The sequence below is a fragment of the Marinobacter sp. genome, from assembly GCF_041686475.1.
Lineage (GTDB): Bacteria > Pseudomonadota > Gammaproteobacteria > Pseudomonadales > Oleiphilaceae > Marinobacter.
In genome coordinates, this window is the sequence record NZ_JAWLDU010000064.1 from 6012 (window position 1) to 9620 (window position 3609).

Below are 3609 nucleotides of genomic sequence, written 5' to 3' on the forward strand. Positions count from 1 at the left end.
ATGGGCTACCGGGATGGCCAGAGCCATGCCCGGCAGATTGAACGGTTCTTTGCCAGGGAGGCAGAAGCCTGAACAGGCCGGTCTGGGGGATCAGCCCCGCAGGCCGCCCACCAGCTTATCAATGCTCTCCTTGGCATCACCAAACAGCATGCGGGTGTTGTCCTTGAAGAACAGCGGGTTCTCCACGCCGGAATAACCCGTGGCCATGCCGCGCTTTAGAACAACCACCTGCCGGGCCTTCCATACTTCCAGTACCGGCATGCCGGCGATGGGGCTGCCGGGGTCTTCGGCAGCAGACGGATTCACCGTGTCGTTGGCTCCAATCACCAGCACCACGTCGGTTTCCGGGAAATCGGCGTTGATTTCGTCCATTTCCAGCACGACGTCATAGGGTACGTGAGCCTCTGCCAGCAGCACGTTCATGTGCCCCGGCAGGCGGCCAGCGACGGGGTGAATACCGAAACGCACGTTCACCCCACGGTCCCGCAGTATCTTGGTCATCTCGCTGACGCCATTCTGGGCCTGAGCCACCGCCATGCCGTAACCCGGCACGATAATCACCGAGTCTGCGTTGCGCAGTTCCTCACAGACATCATCGACACTGGATTCGTGAACCGTCTGGTCGGAATCCGCTGCGGCCGAGCTGCTGCTGGTCTGCCCGAAGCCGCCAAGGATCACGCTGATGAATGAACGGTTCATGGCCTTGCACATGATATAGCTGAGAATGGCACCGCTGCTGCCCACCAGGGCACCGACGACAATAAGCAGGTCATTGCCCAGCATGAAACCAATGGAGGCAGCTGCCCATCCGGAGTAGCTGTTGAGCATGGACACCACTACCGGCATGTCGGCACCGCCAATGGCCATGATCAGGTGAATGCCGAGTACCGAGGCGATCACCGTCATCAACATCAGGGCAATGATGCCCAGGGCCATGCTGTCAGTGCCGAGGAACCAGGCACCGAGGAATACGCAGGCGATAACGGCGGCCAGGTTCATCAGGTGCCGGCCGGGCAGGGTAAGGGCCTTGCTGTCGATGCGGCCGTCGAGTTTGCCACAGGCCACCAGCGACCCGGTAAAGGTCACCGCACCGATAAAGACACCCACAAACACTTCCACCAGTTTGATGGTGTGTTCCGCGCCCGTTGTAGGGATCAACGGCTCGATGTATCCGGAGAAACCCACCAGAACTGCCGCCAGGCCCACAAAGCTGTGGAGCAGGGCGACCAGTTGCGGCATCTGGGTCATTTCCACCTTGTTGGCGATGGGAATACCAATACCGGCACCCACCAGCACCGCAATCACAATAGCAGTGATACCACCGTCGCCAACGCTGGCAAGGGTGGCTCCAACCGCGATGATGATGCCGGCAACCCCGTAGAGGTTACCGCGCCGTGCGGATTCCTGGTGGCTGAGGCCGCCCAGGCTGAGAATAAAACAGATACTTGCGACCACGTAGGCCACGCTCACCAATCCTGTGCTCATATCGGGCGCCTCCTACTTGCGGAACATTTTGAGCATGCGATGGGTGACCCTGAAGCCGCCCCCCACGTTGATGCTGGCGATCAGCACCGCGACAAAGGCCATGATACCGACGGCAATATTCTCCGCCTGGGCCAGATGCAGAATGGCACCAATCACAATGATGCCGCTGATGGCGTTGGTCACACTCATCAGGGGGGTGTGCAGGGAAGGCGTCACGTTCCAGATCACCTGCCAGCCGATAAAGCAGGACAGCACGAACACTGTGAAGTGTTGCAGGAAACTCTCCGGTGCGTGGGCACCAACGCCGTAGAGCGCCAGGGCTGTCACTACCAGCAGAACACCCTTGCCGATCAGGCTGCGGCGATCTGCGTGCTTCTTTGCTGCGGCTTTGTCAGCAGCCGACGGTTCTTCGGTCCCCGGCGGTGGTGCAGTGCTGACTGGCGCCTCCGGCTGGGGTGGCGGCCAGGTAATCTCGGCCTCGTGCACTACCGTCAGGCCACGAATGACATCGTCTTCCATATCGACCTGTGGCGTGCCGTCCTTCTCAGGAGTCAGCTCCGTGAGCAGGTGCACCAGGTTGGTGGCGTAAAGATCACTGGCGACCTTGGCCATGCGGCTTGGCAGATCAGTGTAGCCGATCAGCGTGACGCCATGGTGGTGGGCCACCTCACCGGGTTCGGTGAGTTCGCAGTTGCCGCCGCGCTCTGATGCCAGGTCGACAATCACGCTGCCGGGTTTCATGGATTTCACCATGTCGGCGGTGATCAGCTTAGGGGCCGGCTTGCCGGGAATCAGCGCGGTGGTGATGATGATGTCCACCTCTTCCGCCTGCTCCGCAAACAGCGCCATTTCCGCCTTGATGAACTCGTCGCTCATCTGCTTGGCGTAGCCGCCACCACCGCTGCCTTCCTCGTCACCGAAATCCAGCTCCAGGAACTCGGCGCCCATGCTTTCGACCTGTTCCTTCACTTCCAGGCGGGTGTCAAAGGCCCGCACGATGGCACCCATACTGTTTGCAGCACCAATCGCGGCAAGGCCGGCTACGCCCGCACCGATGACCATGATCTTCGCTGGCGGAACCTTGCCTGCCGCTGTCACCTGCCCTGTAAAGAAGCGCCCGAAATTGTTGGCCGCCTCAATCACCGCCCGATAGCCGGCAATATTGGCCATGGCGCTGAGCGCATCCATCTTCTGGGCGCGGCTGATGCGTGGCAGGCTGTCGATGGCGAAGGCGGTAATCTTTCTGGCTGCCAGCTTCTCCAGCAGCTGCGGATTCTGCGCCGGCCAGATATAGCTGACCAGAAACGCCCCTTCCTTCATCAGATCCACTTCGTGTTTGCCAAGGGCGGGATTTTCCACAGGCGCACGAACTTTCAGAATAAAGTCCGCCTGCTGCCACAGCGACGTGGTATCGGCTGCTATGGCCGCGCCCACTTTTTCGTAGGCTGCATCCGAGTAATTCGCCGCCTCACCGGCGTTGCCTTCAACAACCACCTCGTAACCGAGGCCAATGAGTTTGTGAACGGACGGTGGCGTGGCTGCTACACGCCGCTCATCCTTGAAGATTTCCCTGGGGATACCGATTTTCATTTTTGTTACGTCCTCCGGATTGCCCGATGAACCAGATGTCTGGATATCTACATACTAGTGCAAGTTGCCAGATCTGCCCGCTGTAATTCTTCGTCTCAATCAATGCAATGCGCTTTTTTGCTATCCGCCGCGTAAGGGTCAATCCTTTCTCCCTTTGCAGGTTACCCGATATCATGCTTCGTATCAGGGAACGACAGGAGCGTTCAAGATGACCAAATCAACTCTACCTGACCAATCCCGGATTCTGGAAGCGGAGCAGCGTATTCGAACGCAACTGGGCGAAACTCCGCTTCTGAATGTGCCTGACCTGGATGCCGCCACGGGCCAGCCGCTGGGGTTGAAATGCGAGAGCCTTCAGCGCACCGGCAGCTTCAAGGCCAGAGGTGCTTTGAACTGGCTGCTGACTGCCAATGGAGATGAACTCAAGGCGGGGCTGGTGACGGTGTCTGCAGGCAATCATGCCATCGCCCTGGCCTGGGCGGCGGCGATGCAGAATGTCCCACTCACGGTGGTGATGCCCGAAGGCTCCAGCCC

At 59.6% G+C, this 3609-nt stretch carries 3 protein-coding genes; 1 reads left to right on the forward strand and 2 read right to left on the reverse strand.

Annotated elements, in window-relative coordinates; translation table 11 throughout:
- Positions 1–90: 90 nt before the first annotated feature.
- Both pntB and ACESMB_RS12790 read right to left on the reverse strand, forming a co-directional pair.
- Positions 91–1485 (reverse strand): Re/Si-specific NAD(P)(+) transhydrogenase subunit beta, encoded by a 1395-nt coding sequence (gene pntB / locus ACESMB_RS12785; protein ID WP_372927440.1) that lies wholly within the window; start codon positions 1483–1485, stop codon positions 91–93.
- Between the two features lie 12 nt (positions 1486–1497).
- Positions 1498–3075: a Re/Si-specific NAD(P)(+) transhydrogenase subunit alpha gene (locus ACESMB_RS12790; protein WP_372927439.1), complete on the reverse strand. Its 1578-nt coding sequence runs from the start codon at positions 3073–3075 to the stop codon at positions 1498–1500.
- A gap of 208 nt (positions 3076–3283) precedes the next feature.
- On the opposite strand from ACESMB_RS12790, the gene ACESMB_RS12795 reads away from it, so the two are divergent.
- Positions 3284–3609 (forward strand): pyridoxal-phosphate dependent enzyme (locus ACESMB_RS12795; RefSeq protein WP_372971732.1); only part of this gene is annotated, 326 nt, incomplete at its 3' end.